This window comes from Nocardioides sp. AX2bis (assembly GCF_902506435.1).
Classification (GTDB): Bacteria; Actinomycetota; Actinomycetes; order Propionibacteriales; family Nocardioidaceae; genus Nocardioides.
On record NZ_LR733215.1, the window covers coordinates 3039008 to 3062036 of the forward strand.

The following is a 23029-nucleotide window of genomic DNA, read 5'->3' on the forward strand; positions in this document are numbered from 1 at the left end:
GTGGTGTCCCTTCGTCGTGGTGGAGCAGGAGGAGCAGTACGGGGGGTCAGCGGATGCCGCGCGGGGTGGCCCAGCGCTGCAGGATGCCGGCGAACCAGTCGAGCAGCAGCGCCAGGCAGGCGATGATGACGGCGATGCCGAGGATGCCCACGGCACGGTCGGTCTTGATCGCGGCGAACAGGTTCTGCCCGAGACCGCCGGCTCCCAGGAACGAGCCCAGCGGGACCGTCGCGACGGCGAGGATCAGGGCGGTGCGCGCACCGGCGCCGATGATCGGCACCGCCAGCGGCAGCTCCACCCGGAGCAGCACCGCGGCCGGTGACATGCCCATCCCCTTCGCGGCGTCCAGGACACCGCGGTCCACCTGCTGCAGGCCCGCGATCGTGTTGCGCAGGACCGAGAGGATCGCGTACGCGGTGATCACCGCCACCACGGGCCAGAACCCGGTGTAGAACAGGCCCACCAGGGCGATCAGGCCCAGGCTGGGCGCGGCCTGGCCGAAGTTGGCGAACGCCAGCACCAGGGGCGCCACCCGCTTGGTGCGGGGCCGGGTGACCAGCACGCCCAGCGGCACGGCGATCAGGATGACGAGCACCGCGATGGTGAAGCTCAGGTAGATGTGCTCGATGGTGAACCGGATCAACGTGTCCACGTTGAGCAGGTTGACCTCGATGTTGTCGAGCTCGCGGTCCTGGATGTAGAAGTAGAGCGCGGCCAGGACGACCGCGACCGTCAGGGGCAGGCCGAGGTCGCGGACCGCGAAGATCGAGGATCCCGTCGACGGCCGCGCGCCGCCGCCGGTGCCTTCGAGCTCGTCCTGCAGGTCCGTGGACGGCTCGGTGGTCGCCGCGCTCACCGGTGGCTCCCCCCGGCGCCCACGCCGTCACCCGTGCGCCCGACCCGGGCCAGGATGGCCTGCACCGACACCGACCCTCGGGACTGGCCGCCCTCGACGACCGAGATCGACGACAGGCCCTTGCCGACCATCAGGTCGAGGGCGTGGTGGAGGCTGTCGGACGGGGTGACGGTGACCTCGGAGGAGGCCGGGGACCCGCCCTGGTCCAGCGGCAGGCTGGAGACCGGCTCGAACTGCAGCCGCTTCAGCGCCGCACCCTCGCCGATGAAGCCGGCCACGAAGTCGTCGGCCGGGTTCGCCAGGATGTTCTCGGGGGTGTCGTACTGGGCGATCTGCGAGCCCTCGCGCAGCACGGCGATCCGGTCCCCCAGCTTCAGCGCCTCGTCGAAGTCGTGCGTCACGAAGACGATCGTCTTCTTGAGCGTCTCCTGCAGGTTGCGGAACTCGTCCTGCAGCCGCCCGCGGGTGATCGGGTCCACCGCTCCGAAGGGCTCGTCCATCAGCATGATCGGCGGGTCGGCCGCGAGCGCCCGGGCCACGCCGACGCGCTGCTGCTGGCCGCCGGAGAGCTGGCGGGGGTAGCGGTCGCGGTACTGCTCGGGGTCGAGGCCGACGACGGTCAGCATCTCGTCGACCCGCGCGGCGATCCGCTTCTTGTCCCACTTGAGCAGCTTGGGCACCAGCGCCACGTTGGCGGCGATCGTGAGGTGCGGGATCAGCCCGATCTGCTGGATGACGTAGCCGATCTGGCGGCGCAGCGTGGTGTCGTTCAGCGAGGCCACGTCCTGGCCGTCGATCTCGATCACGCCGTCGCTGGGCTGGATCATCCGGTTGATCATCCGCATCGTGGTCGTCTTGCCGCAGCCGGACGGGCCGACGAACACCACGATCTCGCCGGCCGGGATCTCCATGTCGACCGCGTCGACGGCGGCCTTGTCGGTCCCGGGGTAGCGCTTGGTGAGCTTCTTGAGCGAGATCGGGACGCCGAGCGTGGGCTCCTGCGAGGAGCCGCCGGTGGCGGGCTTGTCCAGGGTCAGGTCAGACACGGGCACCTCTCGGGGTGGTGAAGCGGCGGACGACGACGAAGACGGCGTCGAAGACCAGGGCGACGGCGGCGACGAAGATGACGCACGCCAGGGCCTCGTTGCCGGTGTTGACCGACCCGAGGTTGTTCAGGGCGTTGAAGCCGAGGATGCCGAGGCCGTAGTCGGCGACGAAGGCGCCGACGGCGACGATGCCCACGGTCAGCTGGGTCGAGACCCGGAGCCCGGCGAGGATCACCGGCCAGGCGATCGGGAGCCGGATCTGCCACAGCATCCGGACCGCGCCCACGCCCATCCCCTTCGCGGCGTCGATCACCGCGGGGTCGGCGGCCTGGAGCCCCACGATGGCGTTGCGCGTGATCGGCAGCAGGCCGTACAGCGCGACCACCGAGATCATGGTGACCAGCTCGTTGCCGGTCACCGAGTAGACCAGCCCGATCATGGCCACCGACGGGATGGTGAAGGCGACCGCGATGATCCCGATGTTGAGGTTGGCGAGCGCCTCGAACCGGTAGGTCAGCAGCGCCAGGGTCAGGCCGACCCCCGCGGCGAGCGCCACGCAGTAGATCGAGATCAGGAAGTGCTGCTGGACGCGGAAGATCACGTCCGCCTGGTTCTGCGACAGCCACTCTCCGAACGGCAGACCGGTCACATCGCCCCCCTTGGTTGATGACAGCCCAGGGCGCGAGACGATGCCGTCCGGGGCACGGACTGGCGCGACTGTAGCCCCGTTCGTCCCCCGCGACGGGGATGCGGCCGAGATGTGACGGCGCTGTGACCTGCACCGATCTGTGTAGTCGGCGGCCCGCCAGACCCCGCAGGGGGTGCTAGAGCGGCGGTCGCGGTGGGCGGAAGGTGGTCGGCACGGGGGCCGTCACGGGGATCGGGTCGGCCGGCGCGAGCTCCCCGACCTTCTCGTGCTCACGGTCGCGGACGGCCCGCTTGATCTGCTCGATGTTGTTGCGGAGCATGTCCGAGACCAGCTCGTCGGCGCGCGGGTCGCTGAGCATCTCGATGATCACGCGCAGCGTCGTCTCGCTGACCTCGGAGATGATCGCCTCGTAGCCGGGCAGCCTCTTGACCAGCCGGGAGTTGGGGTCGTCGCGGACCTTCTCGGTCACCAGCGCCTTGAGCTCGGTGTGGTTCTCCATCAGCGCCGCCGAGATGTTCTTGGTGTAGTGACCGGTCTGGATCACCGCGGCCACCTCGTCCAGCACCACGACCGTCAGCGGGCGGCGGAACAGCTTGATCACCGCCATCGCGAGGTTGCTGACGCGCTCCACCACGGCCGGCCGACGCTTGCCCAGCCGGACCAGGATCCCCCCGAGCACCGCGGCCAGCACGGACGCGCCGAAGACCACGGCGACGATGAGCAGCAGCACCTGCAGGGTGCTCAGCTGCTCCAGCCAGCGGGAGAACGCGGTCACCGGCACAACCTAGTGGGCCGGGGGGTGGGCCGGGTGGTGGGCCGGTACGACCCCGTCGGGAGGCTGGTTAGCCTGACCCCCATGAGCAGCCCGAGCCCCGAGACCGGCCAGTTCCGCACCGAGCACGACTCCATGGGCGAGGTGCAGGTCCCGCGCGACGCCCTGTGGCGCGCGCAGACCCAGCGCGCGGTCGAGAACTTCCCGATCAGCGGCACACCGATCGAGCGCCGGCTGATCGAGGGCCTCGCCCTGGTCAAGGCCGCGGCCGCCCAGGCCAACGAGGACCTCGGTGTCCTCTCCCCCGAGATGGCCGGCGCCGTACGCGACGCCGCCCGCGCAGTCGCGTCGGGCGAGCACGACGAGGACTTCCCGATCGACGTCTTCCAGACCGGGTCGGGCACCAGCTCGAACATGAACGCCAACGAGGTGATCGCCTCCCTCGCCGGCCGGGCCGGGGTCGAGCTGCACCCCAACGACCACGTCAACGCCAGCCAGTCGAGCAACGACACCTTCCCCACCGCCATCCACGTCGCGGTGACCCGCGCCGTGACCGGCGACCTGCTGCCGGCCCTCGAGGTGCTGGCGACCAGCCTGGAGGCGAAGGCCACCGAGTTCGCCGGCCTGGTGAAGTCCGGGCGCACGCACCTGATGGACGCCACGCCGGTGATGCTCGGCCAGGAGTTCGGCGGGTACGCCGCCACGGCGCGCCTGGCCGCCGAGCGCCTGGAGTCGGTGCTGCCGCGGGTACGCGAGCTGCCGTTGGGCGGCACCGCCGTCGGCACCGGCATCAACACCCCCGACGGCTTCGCCGAGAAGGCCATCGCGGCGCTCGTCGAGCTGTCCGGCGAGCCCTTCACCGAGACCCGCAACCACTTCGAGGCCCAGGGCACGCGCGACTCGCTGGTCGAGCTGAGCGGGGCGCTGCGCACCTTCGCGGTCGGCCTGACCAAGATCTGCAACGACCTGCGGTGGATGAGCTCGGGCCCCACGACCGGGCTGTCCGAGATCCACCTGCCCGACCTCCAGCCCGGGTCGAGCATCATGCCGGGCAAGGTGAACCCGGTGCTGCCCGAGGCCACCCTGATGGTCTGCTTCCAGGTCGTGGGCAACGACGCGACGGTCGCGGCCGCCGGCGCCAGCGGCTCCTTCGAGCTCAACGTCGCGATGCCGGTGATGGCGCGCAACCTGCTGGAGTCGGTGCGCCTGCTCTCCCACGCCAGCACCGTGCTGGCCGCCCGCTGCATCGACGGCATCACCGCCGACGCCCAGCGGATGCGCACCTACGCCGAGTCCTCCCCCTCGGTGGTCACCCCGCTGAACAAACACATCGGCTACGAGAGCGCCGCCAAGGTCGCCAAGAAGGCCCTCGCGGACGGCCGGACCATCCGCGAGACGGTGCTGGCCATGGGCTTCGTCGAGCGCGGCGAGCTGACCGAGGCCGAGATGGACGCCGCCCTGGACGTCGAGTCGATGACCGGGCGGTGACCCGGCGGTGACCTCCGCCGAGGACGACCGGCTGGCCTCGCAGCGCGCCCTGTGGCAGGCCGAGGCGGCCGGGTTCGACGCGGAGCCCGACCACGGCCTGCTCGACCCCGACGTCCGTGCGGCCTGGCGCGCCCTGCTCGAGCCGCACCTGCCCCCGGCACCGGCCGACGTCGTCGACCTCGGCTGCGGCACGGGGTCCCTGGCGGTGCTGCTGGCCGAGCAGGGCCACCGCGTGCGCGGCACCGACCTCGCGCCGGCGATGGTCGCCGCCGCCCGCGCCAAGGCCGAGTCCGCCGGCGTCGCGGACCGGGTGACGGTGGTGGAGGGCGACGCCGGCCACCCGTCGTACGAGCCCGGCTCGGCCGACGTCGTGCTCTGCCGGCACGTCCTGTGGGCCCTGCCCGACCCGGCCGCCGCCCTGGCGGCCTGGGGCCGGCTGCTGCGACCCGGCGGGCTGCTGCTCCTGGTCGAGGGCCGCTGGCACACCGGCGGCGGCCTCGACGCCGCGACCACGACCCGGCTCGTGGTCGACCACGTCACCGGTGCTGGCACGCCGCAGGTCGAGCACCTGGCCGACCGGGACGACCTGTGGGGCGGCCCGGTGGCCGACGAGCGCTACCTGCTCCACGCCCGCCTCCCGCCGAGATGACGCTCGCGGACAGCCGAGATGACGCTCGCGGCGCCTCGAGGTGACGGTTGCGGCGCGCTGCTCAGACCCGCCGGGGGTCACCCGCGACCACGTCGACCACGTCGACGGTGACCGGCACCGGCACCGGGCCGACCCCGACCGTCTCGGCGAGCAGTGCCCGGGCGTCGGACCGGACCTCCTCGGCGAGCGCACGGAGGTCGGTGCCGTAGGCGCAGGTCAGCGCCACCTCGACCAGCGACGGTCGCTCGTCCTCGACCCGCAGCGTGATCCGGTCCGGGGCGTGCGTCGGCGCGCGGCGCAGCAGTCGCCGCAGCGACGCCTCCAGCACGCGCGAGGAGACGTAGGTGCGCGACCCGCGGTCGTCGCGCACGCCCAGCACGAGCACGGGGTCGGCCGGCGCCACGGTGGAACGCACCCGCTGCCGCACGGTCCGCTCCACCGCAGGCCAGCCCTCGGGCGCCTCGTCGGCCTCGGCACGGCGCCGCAGCTCGCGGGTCGCCCGCACGACCGGGTCGGCCGGATCGGTCTCCGGCCCGGGGTCGACGGGGTCCGTCTCGGGTCCTAGCGCCATCGCGCCATCCTCTCGGCCAGGGTCTTGCGACCACGGTGCAGGTGCCCCCGGACGCTGCCGACGGGCAGCGCGAGGGCGGTGGCGATCTCGTCGTAGCTCATGCCCTCGGACTCCCGCAGCAGCCACACGGCGCGCTGGTGCCACGGCAGCTCGTCCAGCGCCGTCTGCAGAGCGGCCAGCAGCTCGTCGTCCAGCACGTGCTGGAGCGGGTTGTCGGCAGCCGGTCGGATGGTGTGGGAGAGCAGCTCGTCGTCGACCGGGACCGGTCGACGGTGCCGCTGCAGGTCGACCGCGCGACGGTGGGTGAGCCGGAACAGCCAGGTCCGCAGGCTGGAGCGCCCCTCGAAGGACCCGAGGCCCTTCCACGCCGAGATCAGCGCCTCCTGCACGACCTCGGCCGCGTCGGCGCTGCTGCCGCCGACCAGCCGCTCGGCGTAGCGGTAGAGCCCCGGCCCGTGACGGGCGGCGATCACGGCGAACGCCTCCTCGTCACCGGTGCGCGCCGCACGCACCAGCGCCTCGTCGGAGACCTCGTCGTAGGACGAGCCGTCGTCGGCCACGCGACTATCGTGACCGACGGGAGTATGAGGCAGGTCACCCGGGCACGCGCGTGACGATCCGGCCGCGGCGCACGACTACCCCGTGTCCCGTCCCCCAGACGAAGAGGTCATCCGAGATGAGCGACTCCACCAGCACCCCGACCACCACCACCGCGACCACCACCACGGCCCCCACGACGTCCGCGGCCACCGCGACGTCGACCGGTACGACCCGCACCGACGTGGCCGTGCCGGCCACCCCGTCCGAGGGCCGCACCTCGATCGCCGACACCGTGGTGTCGAAGATCGCCGGGATCGCTGCGCGCGAGATCGACGGCGTGCACGCCCTCGGCGGAGGCGCCGCCCGCGCCGTCGGCGCGATCCGCGAGCGGATCCCGGGATCGCGCACCAACCTGACGCAGGGCGTGGCCGTCGAGGTGGGCGAGCGCCAGGCGGCCGTCGACCTCGACATCGTCGCCGAGTACGGCGTGGCGATCACCGACCTGGCGACGGCCATCCGCCGCAACGTGGTCGGCTCGGTGGAGCGGATGACCGGCCTCGAGGTCACCGAGGTCAACATCACCGTCCACGACGTCTTCATGGACGACGGCTCCGACGACGCCGACGGCGCGCAGAACCCGCCGCGGGTCCAGTGAGTCGACCGTGAGCACCCCGGAGGTCGACCTCGTCGACCGGCTCGAGGCGGCCGTCCTGGCCGTCGAGGGCGTGGTCGGCCTGCACGCCGGCGTGCTCGGGGAGGTGGCCACCTACCTCCCCGGCCGCCGCGTCGGCGGGTTGCGCCTCCGCGGCGACGACTGCGAGGTGCACGTCGTGCTGTCCTTCGGCTCGCCGGTGGTCGAGACGGCCGACCGGGTCCGTGACGCCGTCCGCGTCCTCGTCACGGGCCGGGTCGACGTCACCGTCGAGGACGTCGCACCGCCGACATGAGCGACCACCCCACCCCCGACCGGCCCGGCCCCGACCGGCCCGCCCCTGACGAGGCCGCGGCCCTCCGGGCGCGGCGTCGGGCGGCGGCACGCCTGCACCACCCGGACCTCGGCGGCGACCCGGACGCGTTCCGGCGCGCCATGGCCGCAGCCGAGGCCCCGATCGCGTCCGCGCCCCCGTCCCGCGGCGAGCCGGTCGTGGTGCTGCGTCGCCATCGCGCGATCAGCGCGGCGGCCGTCGTGGCGGCGGGGGGCGTACGCCTGGTCGGCGGCCTGCGGGCCCGGCTGCCGCGGTCGTTCCCCGGCGCCCGCCGCTACACCGATCTCTGAGCCGGGCCCCGGCCCTCCCACCCGCTGTTCCACCCATGACAGGAGCACCACATGACCACCTCGACCCTCGGCCTGATCGCCGGGCTCCTCCTCGCCATCGCCGTCGTCGCCGGCGGGTTCACCGGCCTGCTGCTCGGCCTGGTCTTCGGCGCCGTCGGCTACCTCGTCGGCGGTCACGTGGACGGGCAGGTCGACCTGCGCGCCCTTCTGCGGGGTCGTCGTGGCTGAGCTGCCCGGCTCCACGCTGGTGCGCGCCGAGGAGCGCGGCACCCTCGACGTCCGCACGCGTGCGCTCACCCACCTCGTCGAGCGGGCAGCTCTCGAGGTCGCAGGCAGCGTGCGCCACCGCACCACGCTGGGCAAGGTCCGCGGCAGCGACCTGCCCCACGCCTCCCTGGACGTGCACGGCCACGACGTGCGGGTCACCGTGGACATCGCCTGCCGCTGGCCGGCCGACCTCAGCGCCGTGACCGCGGACGTGCGCGACCGGGTCCGCGAGCGTGTCCCGGCGCTGTCGGGGCTCACCGTCACCAGCGTCGACGTGACCGCGCACACGGTCGCCGCGGCCGAGCCGGACCGGGGGCGAGCCTGATGAGCGCCGACAACACCCGCAGCGGCACGCCTGTCCCCGCCGCCCCCCGTGGCCGGCCGGTGGCCTCGGTCGCCGCCCTCGTGCTGCGCCTGCTCGTGGTGGCCCTGGCGGTCGTCACCGTGCGCGACCTCGTCGTCACCCAGGGCTGGGCGTCCGGCACCTCGTGGACCGCCTCGGTCGCCAGGTCCCTCGACGGCACCTCCACCGGCCCCGGCGGGGTCGTGGCCGGCGTCGTCCTCGTCGTGCTGGGTGTCCTGGTGGTGCTGCTCGGCCTGCTGCCGGCACGCCGCACCCACCTGCGCTCGACCGTGGCCGCGCTCGACCTCTGGATCACCCCGGCCGCCCTGGCCGCGCTGGCGCGGGCCGTGGCCGACCGCTCCGCCGGCGTGCTGGAGGCCCGTACGTCCCGCGCCGGCCGACGTCGCGTCCGGGTCGCGGTGCGCGCCCACGGTGACGCCGCCGTCGTGGCGCGCGAGGCCCAGTCCGCGGTCGACCGGGACGTCTCCGCCATGACACCGGCCCGTGTCGTGGTCACCTCGACCAGCAAGGAGCTCCCCCGATGACAGACCGCCTCCGCACCGTCGACCGGCTCTGGGTGCTGCTCCTGGGCCTGGTCGTGCTCGGGTCCGGGCTGGTCCTGCTCGACCGCGAGTACTCCGTGGTCGGCCGCTACCCCGACACCGTCGACCTCGGCCCCACCGTCGACGTCCTCGAGAGCTCCTGGGGGCCGTGGGTGGTGGCCGTCGTCGGCGTGCTCCTCGGCCTGCTCGCCCTCCGGGGCCTCGTCCGACGGGTCGGGCGACCCCCGGCCACCACGAAGCGCCTCGGGGCCAGCGGCCCGGACGGTCGGCTCGAGGTCGACCTCCGCTCGGTGGCCGACTCGGTGGCCGACCGGCTGGGCGCCCAGGCCCCGGTGACCGGGGCCAGCGGGTCCGTCCGTCGCCTCGGTGGGCGGGACCTGCTGCTCATCGACGCCCACGTGACCGAGGACGCCGACCCCCGAGCCCTCACGGCCGCAGTCACGACCGCGCACGACGAGGTCGCCGCCGCGTTCCCCGAGGACGACGTCACCGTCCGGGTCGTGCTCGGGGCCCCGCAGCGGGCCCGCAAGGACCGCACCGACCGGGTACGCCTCGACGGCTGAGCCCGGGGAGCTTCAGCACGGGAGCTCAGCGCAGACGACGGCGGCCCCGGGACCAGCTGGTCCCGGGGCCGCCGCGCTGCTGTGGGTCGCCGTCAGTCGCGGGGGCGGAGGTCCTCGGCGGTCTCCTGGGCCTTGGTCTCCGCGTCGTCCGCGAGGTGCTTGGCCTTATCGGCGGCGGTGGACGCGGCGTCCTGCACCGTGTCGGCGACCTCGTCGGCCTTCGACTCGGCCCTGCGCTTCGCCTCGGCCGCCTTCGCCTCGAACTCCGAGCGGACCTGCTGGCCGGTGTCGGTGTCCTTCGCGCGGTTGAGCGCGAGCCACGCGACGCCGGCGCCGAGGGCCACGAGGCCGACGGTCACCAGGCGGCGACGGCGGCGCTGCTGACGGCGGCTCGTCCGGCCGACGGCCTCGAGGGCGCGGTCACGGGCCGCGTCGAGGTGGGACTCGAGGGCCGCGGGCACCTTCTTCTGGGCCTGCTGGGCGGCGCCCTGGGCCTGCTTCGAGACGTCCTGCGCCTGGCTGGCCAGGTCGTGGGCGACGTCCTCGAGGCGTCCCTGCAGGGTGGCCCGCAGCGAGTCGGCGCTGCTGGCGGCGTCCCCCGCGCGGTCCTTGAGCGTGGCGGTGGCGGTGGTCGCGGCGCCCTTGGCGACTGCCGTGGTGTTCATCTGGGTCCTCCGTGGTCGGTCGTCGTCCCGCCCGCGTGTGCACGGTGGACGGGGCGCCGGGGCGTGCCCGGCGGCTTACGTCGTAAGACCGTAGCGGGCCGGACCGGGCGCACCTCACCCGTCCGTCCAGGGCACCGCCGCCCGAGCGGTCGCTCAGTACCAGTTGACGGCCTGGCTGTGCGCCCAGGCGCTGCAGGGGCTGCCGTACACGTCCTGGATGTAGCCCAGGCCCCAGCGGATCTGGGTGGCCGGGTTGGTGGCCCAGTCGGCGCCGGCGGAGGCCATCTTCTCGCCGGGCAGCGACTGCGGGATGCCGTAGGCCGACGAGGTCGGGTTGTCGGCGGAGGGATCCCAGCCGGACTCCTTGGTCCAGAGGCTGTCCAGGCAGGAGAACTGGTCCGAGGAGAACCCGAACTCCGGCAGCAGCGTCTGGGCGATCTCGCGCGGGTCGTCGTCGGACAGCGTCTCGGAGGCCGTCATCGCGGGCGCGACCTCGACAGCCAGCGCCTCCTCCTTCGCGGGGTCGGCCTCGGCCCGGCGGTCCGAGCGGCTGACCACGGGCTCGCGCTCGCCCAGCTCGGCAGCCTCCTCGGCGGCGGGCTCCGCAGCCTCCACGACCTGCTCCTGCGACCCGGCGGTGCCGGCGGTGCCGGTCGGGACCGTGCCGGCCACCGAGGCGCCCGCGGTCTCCAGCACCGCACCCTGGCCCCCCAGGACCCCGGCGCCGACGGTCACGCCGGTGACGGCGACCGCGACGGAGGACAGGACCAGCGTGGTGCGCACGGCACGCCGCGGGACCTCGAGGGCCGGGCGTACGGGTGCGGAGCGGTGCTTCGGGACGTGCTTGACGTGCTTGCTCACAGGTGCGGGATCCCCGATGGTCTGGGCGGCAGCGGCGGGCCCGGCCGATCGGCCTCGACCCGCTCAGGTCACGAAAAGATCTCGGCACACCATGCCTGAGGACGCCCGATGGTCCAAAACCGAACCACCGCGTCGGGGGACAACGGGACGTAGGTCACACCTCAGGAGGACGCACGAGGCTCCTGCGCCCCGTGCGTCCCACCCGTACCAGGACCGATGACCTCAGACCGTCATGTTCTCCAGCATCTCGGTGACGAGGGCGGCGATCGGCGACCGCTCGGAGCGCGTCAGCGTGGTGTGCGAGAACAACGGGTGCCCCTTGAGCTTCTCCACGACCGCCACCACGCCGTCGTGCCGACCGACGCGCAGGTTGTCGCGCTGCGCCACGTCGTGGGTCAGCACCACCTTGGAGTTGGCACCGATCCGCGAGAGCACGGTGAGCAGCACGTTGCGCTCCAGCGACTGCGCCTCGTCGACGATCACGAAGGAGTCGTGCAGCGAGCGACCCCGGATGTGGGTCAGCGGCTGCACCTCGAGCATCCCGCGCGCCAGCACCTCGTCGATGACGTCGCGCGAGGTCATCGAGCCCAGCGTGTCGAAGACCGCCTGGGCCCACGGCCCCATCTTCTCGGCCTCCGAGCCGGGCAGGTAGCCCAGCTCCTGCCCGCCGACGGCGAACAGCGGCCGGAAGACCACGACCTTCTGGTGCTGCCCGCGCTCCAGGACGGCCTCGAGCCCCGCGCACAGCGCCAGCGCCGACTTGCCGGTCCCGGCCCGACCACCGAGCGAGACGATCCCGACCTCCGGGTCGAGCAGCATCTCCAGCGCGACCCGCTGCTCGGCGGAGCGGCCGTGGATCCCGAAGGCCTCCCGGTCGCCGCGCACCAGGTGCACCTGCTTGTCGGGGCCGACCCGGCCGAGCGCGGTGCCGCGCTCGGAGAGCAGCACGAGCCCGGTGTGGCAGGGCAGGCCGCGCGCCGCGTCGAGGTCGAGGACGCCGTCGTCGTACAGCTCGTCGAGGTCGGCGGCCGCCACGTCGAGCTCGGCCATCCCGGTGTAGCCGGTGTCGGAGTCGCTGATCGCCTCCGCGCGGTACTCCTCGGCGTCGAGCCCGACCGCCGAGGCCTTGATCCGCAGCGGCAGGTCCTTGGAGACCAGGGTGACCTCGAAGCCGTCGTCGGCCAGGTTGCGCGCGACGGCGAGGATCCGGGTGTCGTTGTCCCCGAGGCGGAAGCCCGAGGGCAGCGACGAGGCGTCGGTGTGGTTCAGCTCGACACGGACGCTGCCGCCCTCCTCGCCCACCGGGACCGGCTCGTCGAGCCGGCCGTGCTCGACCCGCAGCTCGTCGAGCAGGCGCAGGGCGGAGCGGGCGAAGAAGCCGAGCTCGGGGTGGTGGCGCTTGCCCTCGAGCTCGGTCACGACCACGACGGGGAGCACGACCTCGTGCTCGGCGAAGCGGCGCAGGGCGCCGGGGTCCGCCAGCAGGACGCTGGTGTCGACGACGTAGGTCCGACGGCCCGGGACGGGCACGGGTCGGGAGGCCGAGATGACGCTCGCGGACAGCCGAGATGACGCTCGCGGCGCGTCGAGGTGACGGTTCCGGACAGGCAAGCGCCGCCGTGACGGCCCGGTCGGTCCGGGCCGCCGAGGCCGTACGACCCGACCTCCGGGGAGGGGGTCCTAGGACCGGGGTCCTTCAGCCGGGGGCGTCGCGCGCCGATACCGTCGATGACAGGAAAGCCCCCCGCCCCCCGATCCTGGAGCTCCCGTGCGCCGTTCCTCCCTCGCCGTCCTGACCACCCTCCTGCTGTCCGCCGGGGCGGTGGTGCCGGCCGCGGCGACCACGGCCGACCGCACCAAGCCGCCGACGAGCACCTCCTCGGCGCCGGACTCGTGGGGCGGGGCGAAGCTGCCGACCTTCGAGCTCTACGGGCAGATCAAGAACATGCCGAGGACGGCCAAGGACGAGGCGCACCTCAGCGTCACCGGGTGGGGCTACCGCTACGTGGGAGGCGGCGGCAACAACAAGCTGACCGTCACCGCCCAGGGCGGCTCCCTGCGCTTCCACGACCGCGCGATCACGCGGTGGACCAACCTGCCCGGCGGCTGCGACCGCGTCCAGGTCGACGTCGGCCGGGCTGCGGTCTGCGACGTCCTGGCCAAGCACGAGGACAAGGCGTTCCTGGAGATCTGGCCCCGGCTCGGCAACGACACCATCGACACCAGCGCGCTGCCCGCGACGTGGCGCACCTGGGCGCTGACCGACGCCGGCAAGGACGTCGTCCGCACCGGTGCGGGCCGCGACTTCGTCAACACCGCCGCCGACCGGGACCTCGCGCACGGCGGGGCCGGGGACGACTGGATCCGGATGGGCCGCAACGGCAACCGCGCCTACGGCGGCGACGGCAACGACAAGCTGGTCGGCGGGGAGAACGACGACACCCTGCACGGCGGCGACGGCAACGACTCGGTCGGCGGCCTGGCCGGCAACGACGTCCTGCACGGCAACGCCGGCGCCGACCTGCTGGCCGGCAAGGTCGGGCGCGACATCGGCTACCGCGAGGGCGCGGACACGCTGCGCAACATCGACGTGGTCCGCTGACCCGTCAGTCCTGACGGGCCGCGCCTGCCCGGTGCGGCACCGGGCAGGCACCGAGGGTGCCCCGGTCGGCCAGCGGGGTGGTGGCGTCGACCACCCGGGGCGAGTCCCCGACGTACCTCGGACGACGGCGCGGTGGCATCACCGCCACGAACCGCGCCCGCAGGCCCAGGCCCGCGTCGACGCCCCGGCGCACCCACGGACCGGGGTCGCGGTAGCCCAGGGCCGCCAGCAGCGGCGGGTCCATCATCGCCCGGCTGGCCACCCGTACCGCCGGCGCGAGCGGGCGCGGGTAGAACCCGACCAGCAGGTCCAGCGTCGCGTCGGCCACCCGACGCGAACCCGGGTCGACGGGCACCGCGTCGCCGTCGGGGAAGTGTGCCCGCTCGTAGGAGTCCATCTCCTCGGCGAACGCCTCGTAGGTCGTCGGCACGTCCGGGATCGCCAGGTGGCGGCCCAGCTCGCGGTAGTAGTTGACCGACGCACGCTCCTCCGCCGCGCTCAGCGGCCGCCAGCCGTGGGCGGCCAGCCACCGCACGGGGACGACCACGAAGGTGGCCAGCACGTAGCGGAGCTCGTCCGCGTCGATGTCGTGGGCCGCGTGCATCCGGTTGATCCGGCGCAGCGCGGTGCGCCCCTCGGGGCTGGCGAAGCCGTGCGCCAACGGCGCCTCGAGCAGCACGGCGGTGTCGTCGTAGCGCTGCTGGCCGCGGCCGGTGAACTCGCCGGTGCGGTCCAGCAGGCCCCCGATCCCCGGCACGGCGTAGGTCCGGAACAGGGCCAGGCTGAGCGCCTGGTTGAGGTCCCAGGGGAACTCGTGCAGCGTGAGCAGGCGGTAGATCTCCACGAAGTCGGTCTCGGGGTCGAGCCCGGCGATGCGGCGCTGCCAGCGGTTCGGGCGCACGGGACCTCCCGGGTGCGGGTCGGGGTGTGGCGCACCTCACGCTAGCGCCGGCCGCCCGAGCGCGACAGTCTGTCGCAGGTACCCACCCCCGATCCCGTCCCACCAGGAGCCGCCCGTGTCCCCGACCGACAGCCTCGTCCGGCCCGCGGTGCGGTGGTCGCTCGGCCACGCCCTGCCCAGCACCGTGATGCGCAACGCGGCCCGGCACGGCGACCTCCAGGGCCGGCTGGTGGACCGCCGGGTCGCGCACGACCACGTCGCCCTGCGTGCCATCGCCGACGAGGTACGGGCATCCGGGCCGCTGCACCACGCGCGGTACGCCCTGATGACCGCGCACCAGCCGGTGGTGCGCGAGGTGCTGACCAGCAACGACTTCCGCACCGGGGTCTTCGACGCCGGCGACCAGGGCGTCCTGGGGCGTCTCGGCACGTGGGCCGCGGACCCGCGCGCCTTCGGACCGCTGAGCCCGCCGTCGCTGCTGGTCACCGAGCCCCCGCAGCACACCCGCTACCGCAAGCTGGTCACCCGCGTCTTCTCCGTACGAGCCGTCGAGGGCCTGCGCGAGCGGACCCAGCAGGTGGCCGACGAGCTGCTCGACGACCTGGAGGAGCGGGCCCGTCCCGGCGACGGTCCCGTCGACCTCGTCGAGCGCTACTGCGCGCTGCTGCCGGTGACCGTGATCGCCGAGATCCTCGGGGTGCCGCCCGAGGAGCGCGACCGGGTGCTGGCCTTCGGCGCAGCCGCCGCGCCCAGCCTCGACCTCGGCCTCGGGTACGCCGAGTTCCGCCGCGTCGAGCGCGCGCTGGCGGGCTTCCGGACCTGGCTTGCCCGGCACCTCGCGAGCCTGCGGGAGCGCCCCGGTGACGACCTGATGAGCCAGCTGGTTGCGGCGCGCGAGGACGGCGTCGGGCTGAGCGACGCCGAGCTGGAGGCCACCGCCGGCCTGGTGCTCGCCGCCGGGTTCGAGACCACCGTCAACCTGCTCTCCAACGGCATCGTCCTGCTCGCCGAGCACCCCGACGAGCTGGCCCGGCTGCGCGCCGACCCGGCCCTGTGGTCCACCGCGGTCGACGAGGTGCTGCGCGTCGACCCGCCGGTCCTGCTTACCGGACGCGTCGCCCGCCGCGACACCGAGGTCGCCGGGGTCCCCGTACGCCGGGGGTCGGTGGTCACCTGCCTGCTCGCCGGGGCCAACCGCGACCCCGCGGTCTTCGCCGACCCGGACCGCTTCGACGTGGGCCGGGCCAACGCCCGCGACCACGTCTCGTTCTCCGCCGGCAGGCACTACTGCCTCGGCGCCGCCCTGGCCCGGATGGAGGGCGAGGTCGGGCTGCGCACCCTGCTGGACCGGTTCCCCGACCTGGTGCTGGAGCCCGGCGCCCAGCGTCGTCCGACCCGGATCCTGCGCGGCTGGGAGGCCCTCCCGGCACGGCTGGGTCGCTGACGGCCCCCGCTCAGAGCACCGGGACGGGCTCACGGCGGTCGGCCGCGTCCGCCCGGGCGACCGCGCCGTGCAGCCGGTGCCGCGCGACGGTGGTGAGCAGCGCGGCGAGCGCGCAGGCGGTCACGGTGACCGCGAAGGCGGCGGTGTGCCCGGAGGTGTCGGCGAGCCGACCGGCGACGGCCGACCCCAGGGCGTACCCGATCCCGGTGCAGCTGGCCAGCAGCGTCATCGCCGCCCCCACCCGGGCCGGGTCGACCACGCGCTCGGCGAGGCTGAAGACCGCGATCATGTACGGCGCGACCGCGCAGCCGAGCACGAGCACCACCGCGGTCAACGGCAGCAGCGAGTCGACGAGCAGCAGCGGCACGCTGAGCGGCAGCAGCAGGCAGGCCGCCCACCAGGCGCGCAGCTCGTGGCCGATCCGCTGCGGGAGCCCGGCGGTCATCAGGCCGGCCACCGCGCTGCCGACCCCGAGCGTGCCGTGCACGAAGCCCGCCAGGCCGGGGCGGCCCTCGCTGGTGGCGAGCACCGTGGCGCCGGTCTGCACCGACCCGAACAGCATCCCGACGAGGAGCTGGGCCAGGCCCAGCACCAGCACCGTGCCGGTGAGCAGCCGTGCTGCGGCGGCCCGGTCGACGCCGGCGGCGAGCCGCGCCGCGCGCGAGCGGCGGGCGGTGGGGTGCAGCGCGAAGGCGGTGCCGAAGACGGCCAGCAGCCCGGCCGCCAGCAGCAGCGCCCCGGACGGCGAGACGGCGACGGCGCCGACACCGACCAGGGCCGGGCCGAGGGCGAAGGACGCCTCGTCGGCCGCGCCCTCGTAGGAGAAGGCCGCGTCGACCAGGCGCCGCTGGTGCACGCCGGAGCCGTCGGTGATCGGTCGCCACCGCACCCGCGCCAGGGGTCCCACCTGGGGCAGGCTGGCGCCGGCCGCGGCGGCCGCGGCCACGAGGACCGGCGTGGCCACGTCCGCGCCCACCAGCACCACCAGCAGCGACAGCAGCGCCGCGCCGAGCAGCGACTGCACCAGCACCACCGGACGCTGCCCGACCCGGTCGGCGAGCGCGCCGGCCAGCGGGGAGGTGACGGCGTTCGCCACGGCCAGCGCGCCGGCGGCGAGGCCGCCCGCGCCGTAGCTGCCGGTCGAAGTGGAGACCAGTAACAAGGTGCCGAGCTGGCTCATCGCCAGCGGGAGGCGGCCGAGGAAGGCGACGGCGACGTAGGCCGGGCCGGCCAGCCGCAGGAGTCGACGGTAGGAGGCGAGAGGAGACACGGAGGTTCTGCTTTCTTGCGGTTTTCGGGTGCGCCACGACAGGCGCGCGCCGAACCCACCTCCAAGACGCGCAGAACCCTCTGCGCCGCAGATGCTACCGAGCCCGGCCGGGGGTCCCCACATCCTCGACCACCAGCATCAGCTCCGGGTCGACGACGCTGACGGCGTGACCGTCGAGCCCGAGCCGACGGACGCCTTCCAGCAGCATCCGGCGGCCGACGTCGTCGACCTGGGAGACCCGGGTCAGGTCGAGCACCACGTCGACGCCGTCGGGGCCGATCCGGGCCAGCTCGCGCAGCACCCGCTCACCGCCGGAGAACGTCACCGGGCCCTGCAGCACCGCGCGCCAGGCCGTACGCCCGTCGTCGTCGCGGACCCGCTCGACCTCGCGGACCACCGCGAGCCCGGCCGGGGCCATCCCCATCAGGTGCAGCCCCATGTCCTCGGAGAGCCGCTCGCAGACCCGGACGCCGCGGGTGCTGTTGCCGAAGCGGTCCAGCCGCGGGGAGAAGGTGCCGATCCCGACCTCGCCGGGCAGCGCGCCGAGGATGCCGCCCGCCACGCCGGACTTGGCCGGGATGCCGACCACCGACAGCCAGTCGCCCGCCGCGTCGTACATCCCGCAGGTCGCCATCACGCTCAGCACCTGCCGGGCGACCCGCGCCCCGACCACGCGCTCCCCGGTCACCGGGTTGACGCCGTGGTGGGCCAGGGTCGCCGCCATCACCGCGAGGTCGCGCACGTCGACCAGCAGCGCGCACTGGCGGGTGTACTCGCGCACCAGCACCGTCGGGTCCTCGGTGGTGGTCCCGCGGCTGCGGACCATGTGCGCCAGGGCCAGGTTGCGGTGCGCGGTGCCCATCTCGGACTCCAGCACCGTCTCGTCGACGACGAGCTCCCGGCCGGCGAACGCGGACAGGCCACGACGCAGGCGCTCCGAGCGTGCCGCGACGGCGAGGCCCGGCTCCCCCACCAGCGAGTGCGTCGTGATGGCCCCGATGTTGATCATCGGGTTGCGCGGACGACCCGTCCCCGGCTCGAGCGAGATCTCGTTGAAGGCGTCGCCCGACGGTTCGGTGCCGACCACCTCAAGCACGGCGGCTAGGCCCCGGTCCTCCAGCGCCAGCGCGTAGGCGAAGGGCTTGGAGATGGACTGGACCGTGAACTGCACGTCGTCGTCCCCGGCGGAGTAGGTGACGCCGTCGAGCGTGGTCAGCGCGACGCCGAGCCGGTCCGGGTCGGCGGCCGCCAGCTCGGGCACGTAGTCGGCGACGGCGCCGCCGTCGACCGTGCAGCCGCCGAGCACCTCCTCCAGGTAGTCCGGCACCGGTGTCCTCATCCCCCCAGCATGCCGTCCGGGTGGCACCCGACCCCTCGGCCGAGGGGGTGCCCTCACCCGGCCGGTCGACCTAGCGTCGAGCGCATGACCACCGTCACCCGCACCTTCACCGTCCGACCCGAGCCCGCCACCGTCCTGGACTACCTCAAGGACTTCACCCACGCCGAGGAGTGGGACCCGGGCACGGAGCGCTGCACCCGCAACGACACCGGCCCGATCGTCGTCGGCTCGACGTTCCACAACGAGTCGAAGATCGCCGGGGTCGGCACGGAGCTGACCTACACGCTCGAGAAACTGACCCACGACACGATCGTGCTGGTCGGGCGCAACGAGACCGCCACGTCGACCGACACCATCACCGTCGTCCCGGCCTCCGGCGGCGGCAGCGAGGTGACCTACGAGGCCGTGATCGAGATGTCCGGCGCCGCCAAGCTGGCCGCCCCCGCGGTCAAGGTCGTCTTCGAGAAGATCGGCAACGACGTCGAGCGCGACATGACCCAGGCGCTGGACCGCCTGGCCGGTTGAGAGCGGGGAGCACCGTGAAGACCTACGACGTCCTCGTGGTCGGCGGCGGCATGGTGGCCGACGCGGCCGCCCAGGCGCTGCGCGAGCAGGGCCACGACGGCTCGATCGGCATCCTCGGCGAGGAGCCGGTGCCGCCGTTCCCGCGCCCGGCGCTGTCCAAGAAGCTGTGGACCGACCCCGACTTCACCCAGGACGGGCTCGACCCGCGGACCGCGGAGGAGACCGGGGCCGAGGTGCACCTCGCCACCCGGGTCACCGCGGTCGACCCGCAGGCCCGCACCGTCACCACGGCGGACGGCACGACCTTCGGGTACGGCTCGCTGCTGGTCGCCACGGGCGGGCACCCCCGCGGCGTCGACGGGCTGCCGGCCTCCGACCGGGTGCTGCACTACCGCACCCTGACCGACTACCAGCGCCTGCGCGCGCTGGCCGGGGGCGGCGCCCGCGTCGCCGTCGTCGGCGGCGGCTACATCGGCAGCGAGATCGCCGCCGCCCTCTCGCAGCAGGACTGCGAGGTCACCCTGGTCCACCCCGAGCAGGTGCTCGGCGACACCCGCTTCCCCGAGCCGCTTGCCCAGCGCTTCCAGCAGCTCTTCGTCGACGCCGGGGTGCGGCTCGTGTCCGGCACCAAGGTCGACGGCGGGGAGCAGCGCGGCGACGAGATCAGCCTGCGCCTCTCCGACGGCGGGGTCCTCGACGTCGACGTCGTCGTGGTGGGGATGGGCATCGAGCCCGCCGGCGACGTCCTCGACGGGGTGGCCGAGCGGTCCGACGACGGCGGCATCGTGGTGGACGAGCGGCTGCGGACCACGGCCGAGGGCGTGTTCGCCGCCGGCGACGTCGCCGAGTACCCCGACCGCATCCTCGGTCGGCGCCGCGTCGAGCACGTCGACAACGCCTCGGCGATGGGGGCCGCCGTCGGCCGGATCATCGCGGGGTCCGACGAGACCTACGACCACACGCCGATGTTCTACTCCGACGTCCTCGGGCACGGCTTCGAGGCCATGGGCAGCACCTCGACCGACCTGGAGACCGTCGTCGACGAGCGCGCGGACGGCCGTACGGTCGTCTACTACCTCACCGCCGACGAGGTGGCCGGCGTCCTGGTCTGGGACGGCGACGGCGACGAGCTGGAGGGCGCCGAGCAGCTGCTCGCCGCGCACGCCCGGCCGGCCAACCCGGTCGACCTGCTCGGTCGCCTCTAGGGGCCGGCGCCCTCACGGGGCGCGCCCCCGACCGCTGGCGAGGTCAGCGCCCCCGGCCCTCACGGGTTGCATCCCCGAGGATCTGCGTGAGTCTCGGAGCCCGGGGCCGCCGACCTCGCTGTCAGTCTTGCCCGAGGCCCCCCACCTGCGGATACACCCTCAGGCGTGAGACGCAGGGCCCCGGGTCGGCATCCGACCCAGGGCCCTGCGTGACGAGGTGCGCCGCGGTCAGGCGACCAGCGCGACGTCGTCGGACTCCGCGGTCACGGCCGCCGGCGAGGGACGCACCGACTTGGCGGCGATGACCAGGCCCGCGGTGACCACGGTCCCGACGACGATCGCCAGGAGGTAGCCCGGGATGCCGCTGATCAACGGCGTCACCCAGATGCCGCCGTGCGGGGCGGCGAGCTCGCTGCCAAAGAGCGCCACCAGGGCACCGGTGAGACCGGACCCGACCATGATCGAGGGGATCACCCGCAGCGGGTCGGCGGCGGCGAAGGGGATCGCACCCTCGGTGATGAAGGAGGCCCCCAGGAGCCAGGCCGCCTTCCCGTTCTCGCGTTCGGCGTCGGTGAAGAGCCGGCGGCGGACCACCGTGGCCAGCGCCAGCCCGAGCGGCGGCGTCATGCCGGCGGCCATGACCACGGCCATCACGGTGAGGGCGGCACTGCCGTCGGCGATCGCGGAGGCGGTCAGCCCGCCGGTGGCGAAGACGTAGGCGGTCTTGTTGACGGGCCCGCCCATGTCGAAGGCCATCATCAGTCCGAGCACCGCGCCGAGCACGGCGATCGAGCCGCCGGAGAGGCTGTTCAGGCCGTCGGTCAGACCGGTCTGCACGCTGGCCAGCGGTCGACCCACGACGAGCAGCATGATCACCGTGGTGGCGATGGTGGCCAGCAGCGGCGTGACCACGACCGGCATCAGGCTGGCCACGGCCCGCGGCACCCGCACCCGCGAGATGCCCAGCGCGAGGAAGCCGGCCAGGAACCCGCCGACGAGCCCCCCGAGGAAGCCCGCCCCGACCACGCCGGAGAGCGCACCGGCGACGAAGCCGGGTGCGAGCCCGGGACGGTCGGCGATGGCGTAGGCGATGAAGCCGGCGAGCACGGCGACCAGGAAGCCGAACGCCGCCACGCCACCCTGGAAGAGGAGCGCGGCCCACTGCGTGCCCGAGGTGGGGTCGAAGCTGGCGATGAGGTCGGTCACGGGGATGGCCGTGACGGTGACGGCGCCGTCCTCCCCGCCCGCAAGGCGGGCGAGCATGAAGCCCAGGGCGATCATGATCCCGCCGGCGGCGACGAACGGGATCATGTAGCTGACCCCGGTCATCAGCCACTGACGGACCCTCGAGCCCACCGAGGAGCCACCGAGGGGCCGGGGCGCCGCGGCCGGCGTGGTCGCCGTGGTCGCCGTCCGCGGGGCGCCGTCGGCGCGGTGGGCCGCAGCGACCCTCTCGGCCTCGAGCAGCAGGCCGCCCGGGTCGCTGATCGCGGCCTTGACGCCGACCACGACGGTGGGCTTGCCGGCGAACCGGTGCTTGTCCCGCACCTCGACGTCGGCGGCGAAGATGACGGCGTCGGCCGCGTCGATGTCGGCCTGGGAGACCCGGACGGCCCCTCCGGCCCCCTGGGACTCGACCTGGATCTCGTGACCGGCCTCGCGCGCGGCGACCTCGAGCGCCTCGGCAGCCATGTAGGTGTGCGCGATGCCCGTGGGGCACGACGTCACGGCGATGAGCTTCACGGTGGTGTCCTTCTCAGCGTGGCCCCAGGAACGGGGCGGAGCCAGCGTCTGCGGCTCTGGGCCTCATCGTGAGGTGAGTCACATCCCGAGAACAACAGGAACAAAGACACCTGGACCCAAAACCACATGGTTTTCGCAGAATTCGGGCCCTCGGTCCTAGACCGCGCCTCTCAGGCGCCGGACTCCCGCGAGCCCTCGGGCAGCTCGTCGGCGAACCGCGACAGCAGGGACCAGTGCCCGTGGTCGGCCAGCGCGGCCAGGGCGGCGTCGAGGTCGCCGGCCCGCACCACGTCCAGCAGCAACCGGTGCCGCGCGGCGTTGCCCGTGGGGTCCTCGTGCGTCCGGCTCGCGACGTTGGCGCTCATGCACAGCCGCACCTGCAGGCCCAGGTCGCGGTAGCTCGCGATCAGCCGCTGGTGCCCGGAGAGCGAGACGAGCGCGAGGTGGAAGGCGAACCCGCGCTCGACCAGCGCCGCGGCGCCGAGCCCCTGCGCCCCCGCGTCCTCCAGGGACGCCAGGGCCTCGACCAGCGGCGCGAGCCGCGCCTCGTCGGTGACCGGCAGCGCCAGGCGTACGGCGAGCTGCTCCAGGGCGTCGCGCAGCGTGACGATCTCGTCAACGTCGCGGCGGGTCAGGGTGCGCACGGCGAGCCCGCGCCGGCCGGACGGCACCACGAGCCCCTCGTGCTCGAGCTGCTGCAGCGCCTCGCGCACCGGCGGCCGCGAGACGCCGAGCTGCTCGGTGAGCCGGCTCTCGACCAGGCGCTCCCCGGGTCCCACCTCGCCACCCAGGATCATCGCCCGGATCGCGTCGGCCGCGCGGTCGGCCAGACCGGGCGGCGGGAGGAGCCGTCGGTCGACCGTCATACGGTATACCGTACACAGAACCCAC

At 74.0% G+C, this 23029-nt stretch carries 27 protein-coding genes; 13 read left to right on the forward strand and 14 right to left on the reverse strand.

From position 1 onward, the window contains the following. Positions 1-46: 46 nt before the first annotated feature. The 4 genes from GV155_RS14585 to GV155_RS14600 all read right to left on the reverse strand — a co-directional run bounded on the left by GV155_RS14585 (position 47) and on the right by GV155_RS14600 (position 3326). Positions 47-856, reverse strand: coding sequence for an ABC transporter permease (locus tag GV155_RS14585; protein ID WP_160009085.1), 810 nt, complete (start codon positions 854-856; stop codon positions 47-49). After that, entirely contained in the window at positions 853-1902 is a 1050-nt protein-coding gene (locus tag GV155_RS14590) for an ABC transporter ATP-binding protein (RefSeq protein WP_160009087.1), read from the reverse strand. Before GV155_RS14590 ends, GV155_RS14585 begins: the two co-directional genes overlap by 4 nt. Then, positions 1895-2551, reverse strand: coding sequence for an ABC transporter permease (locus GV155_RS14595; RefSeq protein WP_160009089.1), 657 nt, complete (start codon positions 2549-2551; stop codon positions 1895-1897). The genes GV155_RS14590 and GV155_RS14595 overlap by 8 nt, the downstream gene beginning before the upstream one ends. Before the next feature lie 175 nt (positions 2552-2726). After that, positions 2727-3326 (reverse strand): hypothetical protein, encoded by a 600-nt coding sequence (locus tag GV155_RS14600; protein ID WP_160009091.1) that lies wholly within the window; start codon positions 3324-3326, stop codon positions 2727-2729. 81 nt (positions 3327-3407) lie between these two features. On the opposite strand from GV155_RS14600, the gene GV155_RS14605 reads away from it, so the two are divergent. Both GV155_RS14605 and GV155_RS14610 read left to right on the forward strand, forming a co-directional pair. Further along, positions 3408-4811 carry a class II fumarate hydratase gene (locus GV155_RS14605; RefSeq protein ID WP_160009093.1) on the forward strand — a complete coding sequence of 468 codons (1404 nt, stop codon included), beginning with the start codon at positions 3408-3410 and terminating at the stop codon, positions 4809-4811. A gap of 7 nt (positions 4812-4818) precedes the next feature. Further along, the gene (locus GV155_RS14610) at positions 4819-5460 is read left to right on the forward strand and encodes a class I SAM-dependent methyltransferase (protein ID WP_201300179.1); all 642 of its coding nucleotides are present in this window, start codon (positions 4819-4821) and stop codon (positions 5458-5460) included. Positions 5461-5521: 61 nt separating this feature from the next. On the opposite strand, the gene GV155_RS14615 is transcribed toward GV155_RS14610, so the two are convergent. Continuing rightward, positions 5522-6031: a hypothetical protein gene (locus GV155_RS14615; protein WP_160009095.1), complete on the reverse strand. Its 510-nt coding sequence runs from the start codon at positions 6029-6031 to the stop codon at positions 5522-5524. Next, positions 6022-6591: an RNA polymerase sigma factor gene (locus tag GV155_RS14620; protein WP_160009097.1), complete on the reverse strand. Its 570-nt coding sequence runs from the start codon at positions 6589-6591 to the stop codon at positions 6022-6024. Before GV155_RS14620 ends, GV155_RS14615 begins: the two co-directional genes overlap by 10 nt. Before the next feature lie 116 nt (positions 6592-6707). On the opposite strand from GV155_RS14620, the gene GV155_RS14625 reads away from it, so the two are divergent. The 7 genes from GV155_RS14625 to GV155_RS14655 are packed head-to-tail and all read left to right on the forward strand — an operon-like array spanning position 6708 to position 9583. Further along, complete coding sequence (locus GV155_RS14625) at positions 6708-7226, forward strand: Asp23/Gls24 family envelope stress response protein (RefSeq protein WP_160009099.1); 519 nt, start codon at positions 6708-6710, stop codon at positions 7224-7226. A gap of 7 nt (positions 7227-7233) precedes the next feature. After that, complete coding sequence (locus GV155_RS14630) at positions 7234-7518, forward strand: hypothetical protein (RefSeq protein WP_160009101.1); 285 nt, start codon at positions 7234-7236, stop codon at positions 7516-7518. Beyond that, the gene (locus GV155_RS14635) at positions 7515-7847 is read left to right on the forward strand and encodes a hypothetical protein (protein ID WP_160009103.1); all 333 of its coding nucleotides are present in this window, start codon (positions 7515-7517) and stop codon (positions 7845-7847) included. Before GV155_RS14630 ends, GV155_RS14635 begins: the two co-directional genes overlap by 4 nt. 51 nt (positions 7848-7898) lie before the next feature. Continuing rightward, complete coding sequence (locus GV155_RS14640) at positions 7899-8075, forward strand: DUF2273 domain-containing protein (protein WP_160009105.1); 177 nt, start codon at positions 7899-7901, stop codon at positions 8073-8075. Next, complete coding sequence (locus tag GV155_RS14645; RefSeq protein WP_160009107.1) at positions 8068-8439, forward strand: Asp23/Gls24 family envelope stress response protein; 372 nt, start codon at positions 8068-8070, stop codon at positions 8437-8439. The genes GV155_RS14640 and GV155_RS14645 overlap by 8 nt, the downstream gene beginning before the upstream one ends. Next, positions 8439-9002, forward strand: a complete 564-nt coding sequence (locus tag GV155_RS14650; protein WP_160009109.1) for a DUF6286 domain-containing protein — start codon at positions 8439-8441, stop codon at positions 9000-9002. The genes GV155_RS14645 and GV155_RS14650 overlap by 1 nt, the downstream gene beginning before the upstream one ends. Beyond that, positions 8999-9583 carry a hypothetical protein gene (locus tag GV155_RS14655; RefSeq protein WP_160009111.1) on the forward strand — a complete coding sequence of 195 codons (585 nt, stop codon included), beginning with the start codon at positions 8999-9001 and terminating at the stop codon, positions 9581-9583. The genes GV155_RS14650 and GV155_RS14655 overlap by 4 nt, the downstream gene beginning before the upstream one ends. Before the next feature lie 92 nt (positions 9584-9675). On the opposite strand, the gene GV155_RS14660 is transcribed toward GV155_RS14655, so the two are convergent. The 3 genes from GV155_RS14660 to GV155_RS14670 all read right to left on the reverse strand — a co-directional run bounded on the left by GV155_RS14660 (position 9676) and on the right by GV155_RS14670 (position 12672). Then, complete coding sequence (locus GV155_RS14660; RefSeq protein WP_160009113.1) at positions 9676-10248, reverse strand: hypothetical protein; 573 nt, start codon at positions 10246-10248, stop codon at positions 9676-9678. A gap of 153 nt (positions 10249-10401) precedes the next feature. Then, a complete protein-coding gene (locus tag GV155_RS14665) occupies positions 10402-11109 on the reverse strand; it encodes a lytic transglycosylase domain-containing protein (RefSeq protein ID WP_160009115.1) in 708 nt (235 codons plus the stop codon). A 222-nt stretch (positions 11110-11331) separates the two neighbouring features. Then, positions 11332-12672 carry a PhoH family protein gene (locus GV155_RS14670; RefSeq protein WP_442938869.1) on the reverse strand — a complete coding sequence of 447 codons (1341 nt, stop codon included), beginning with the start codon at positions 12670-12672 and terminating at the stop codon, positions 11332-11334. A gap of 205 nt (positions 12673-12877) precedes the next feature. On the opposite strand from GV155_RS14670, the gene GV155_RS14675 reads away from it, so the two are divergent. Further along, positions 12878-13711 (forward strand): calcium-binding protein, encoded by an 834-nt coding sequence (locus GV155_RS14675; protein ID WP_160009117.1) that lies wholly within the window; start codon positions 12878-12880, stop codon positions 13709-13711. 4 nt (positions 13712-13715) lie between these two features. On the opposite strand, the gene GV155_RS14680 is transcribed toward GV155_RS14675, so the two are convergent. Further along, complete coding sequence (locus GV155_RS14680) at positions 13716-14612, reverse strand: oxygenase MpaB family protein (RefSeq protein WP_160009119.1); 897 nt, start codon at positions 14610-14612, stop codon at positions 13716-13718. Positions 14613-14727: 115 nt separating this feature from the next. Here GV155_RS14680 and GV155_RS14685 point away from each other — a divergent pair, with 115 nt between their 5' ends. Then, complete coding sequence (locus tag GV155_RS14685) at positions 14728-16056, forward strand: cytochrome P450 (RefSeq protein ID WP_236554341.1); 1329 nt, start codon at positions 14728-14730, stop codon at positions 16054-16056. Between the two features lie 10 nt (positions 16057-16066). On the opposite strand, the gene GV155_RS14690 is transcribed toward GV155_RS14685, so the two are convergent. Then, positions 16067-17326 (reverse strand): MFS transporter, encoded by a 1260-nt coding sequence (locus GV155_RS14690; RefSeq protein WP_160009123.1) that lies wholly within the window; start codon positions 17324-17326, stop codon positions 16067-16069. A 94-nt stretch (positions 17327-17420) separates the two neighbouring features. Continuing rightward, positions 17421-18665 (reverse strand): glutaminase, encoded by a 1245-nt coding sequence (locus tag GV155_RS14695; RefSeq protein ID WP_160009125.1) that lies wholly within the window; start codon positions 18663-18665, stop codon positions 17421-17423. 84 nt (positions 18666-18749) lie between these two features. Here GV155_RS14695 and GV155_RS14700 point away from each other — a divergent pair, with 84 nt between their 5' ends. Beyond that, positions 18750-19190, forward strand: a complete 441-nt coding sequence (locus tag GV155_RS14700) for an SRPBCC family protein (RefSeq protein WP_160009127.1) — start codon at positions 18750-18752, stop codon at positions 19188-19190. 14 nt (positions 19191-19204) lie between these two features. Then, complete coding sequence (locus tag GV155_RS14705) at positions 19205-20395, forward strand: NAD(P)/FAD-dependent oxidoreductase (RefSeq protein ID WP_160009129.1); 1191 nt, start codon at positions 19205-19207, stop codon at positions 20393-20395. A gap of 228 nt (positions 20396-20623) precedes the next feature. Here GV155_RS14705 and GV155_RS14710 read toward each other — a convergent pair whose 3' ends face one another. Beyond that, complete coding sequence (locus GV155_RS14710) at positions 20624-22138, reverse strand: PTS fructose transporter subunit IIC (RefSeq protein WP_160009131.1); 1515 nt, start codon at positions 22136-22138, stop codon at positions 20624-20626. Between the two features lie 170 nt (positions 22139-22308). Next, entirely contained in the window at positions 22309-23004 is a 696-nt protein-coding gene (locus GV155_RS14715) for a GntR family transcriptional regulator (protein ID WP_160009133.1), read from the reverse strand. Between the last annotated feature and the right edge of the window lie 25 nt (positions 23005-23029).